This window comes from Mesorhizobium sp. M2A.F.Ca.ET.037.01.1.1, from assembly GCF_003998075.1.
Taxonomy (GTDB): domain Bacteria; phylum Pseudomonadota; class Alphaproteobacteria; order Rhizobiales; family Rhizobiaceae; genus Mesorhizobium.
In genome coordinates this window covers 1-1,935 of record NZ_RZSA01001131.1, presented here as the reverse complement: position 1 = coordinate 1,935, position 1,935 = coordinate 1, and the positions used below count along the sequence as shown (strand labels likewise).

Below are 1,935 nucleotides of genomic sequence, written 5' to 3'. Positions count from 1 at the left end.
TCCTCCGGCGGCTTCTTGGCGCCGGTCATGAGCGCGCCGGCTCTGCGTCGTCGATCCCAAGCAGATTTCAATGTCGGACGCCGTCGCGCTCATGACCGGCGCCAAGAAGCCGCCGGAGGATGCGCTGGCGGCTTGATTCCAGGATAGGTCAACTGCAGCAGGCAGGCTGCTGGCTCGATCACTAAATCGATTGAACGCATGCTGCAATGCGATAGGATGGGCTGGGAGAAACGGCGAAAGCCGCTATGATCAGGCCAACTGAACGAGAGGCGAAATGACATCCGCCATGACGATCGAAGCACCTGTCCTCGACCATCCCGATCCCAAGACGCTTGCCGAAGAAGTCCTGATGTCGCTCAAATACCGGGTCGGCAAGGACACCACCGTCGCCACGCCCTATGACTGGCTGACCGCCTCGATCAAGGTGGTGCGCGACCGCATCGTCGACCACTGGATCCAGGCGACCAAGGAAGCCTACGACCAGCAGGAAAAGCGGGTCTATTACCTCTCGCTCGAATTCCTGATCGGCCGCCTGATGCGCGACGCCTTCTCCAATCTCGATCTGATGGAGAACATGCGCGAGGCGCTGTCCTCGCTCGGCGTCGACCTAGACCTGATCGCTGGCCTCGAGCCAGACGCAGCACTTGGCAATGGCGGTCTCGGCCGTCTCGCCGCCTGCTTCATGGAAAGCATGGCGACCGTCGACATCCCCGCCCACGGCTACGGCATCCGCTACGCCAACGGCATGTTCCGCCAGGAAATCCAGGGTGGTTGGCAGGTCGAATTGCCGGAGACCTGGCTCGACCACGGCAACCCGTGGGAATTCGAGCGGCGAGAACGCTCCTTCGAGGTCGGCTTCGGCGGCTCGGTGGAATCGATCACTTCGAAGGACGGCCGGCTCGAGCGCCACGTCTGGAAGCCGACCGAGCATGTGCTGGCGGTCGCCTACGACACGCCGGTGGCCGGCTGGCGCGCCAGGCGCGTCAACACGCTGAGGCTCTGGTCCGGCATGCCGATCGACCCGATCCTGCTCGACAAGTTCAACGCCGGCGACCACATCGGCGCGCTGGCCGAAAGCAACAAGGCCGACGCGCTGTCGCGCGTGCTTTATCCGGCCGATTCCCACGTGGCCGGCCAGGAGCTTAGGCTCAGGCAGGAATATTTCTTCTCGACCGCTTCGCTGCAGGACATCGTCCAGCGCCACCTCAGCCAATATGGCGACTTGAAGTCTTTGCCCGACAAGGCGGCGATCCATCTCAACGACACGCATCCCGCGGTGGCGGTGCCGGAGCTGATGCGGCTGCTGATGGACGTCCATGGCATGGATTTCGACCTTGCCTGGGACATCACCAAGCGCACCTTCGGCTACACCAACCACACGCTGCTGCCCGAGGCGCTTGAAAGCTGGCCGGTGCCGCTGTTCGAGCGGCTTTTGCCGCGCCACATGCAGATCGTCTACGCCATCAATGCCCAGGTGCTGCTGGAGGCTCGGGCCACCGGAAAATTCTCGGGCGACCAGATCGCACGCATCTCGCTGATCCAGGAAAATGGCGACCGCCGCGTGCGCATGGGCAACCTGGCCTTTGTCGGCTCGCATTCGATCAACGGCGTCTCGGCGCTGCACACCGAACTGATGAAGGAGACGGTGTTCGCCGATCTCCACAAGCTCTATCCCGATCGCATCAACAACAAGACCAACGGCATCACGCCGAGACGCTGGCTGATCCAGTGCAATCCTGGCCTCACCGCGCTTGCCCGCGAGGCCATCGGCGACCGCTTCATGGACGATATTGAGAGGATCAAGGATCTCGACCCCTTGGCCGACGATGCCGCCTTCCGCGAGAAATTCGCCGCCGTGAAGCGCCAGAACAAGGCGCGGCTCGCCAAGCTCGTAGCCGACCGTCTCGGCATCAGGCTCGACCCGTCGGCGCTGTT

Annotated in this window: 1 protein-coding gene and 1 pseudogene; both read left to right on the top strand. The window is 63.0% G+C overall.

Translation table 11 applies throughout. The features are described from left to right. Nucleotides 1-34: 34 nt before the first annotated feature. Nucleotides 35-136 (top strand): annotated as a pseudogene (locus EOA27_RS42655) (sugar ABC transporter ATP-binding protein); the annotation flags it as partial. 138 nt (nucleotides 137-274) lie between these two features. Next, on the top strand, nucleotides 275-1,935 hold a 1,661-nt coding region (gene glgP, locus EOA27_RS34250; protein WP_127258479.1), incomplete at its 3' end, for a glycogen/starch/alpha-glucan family phosphorylase.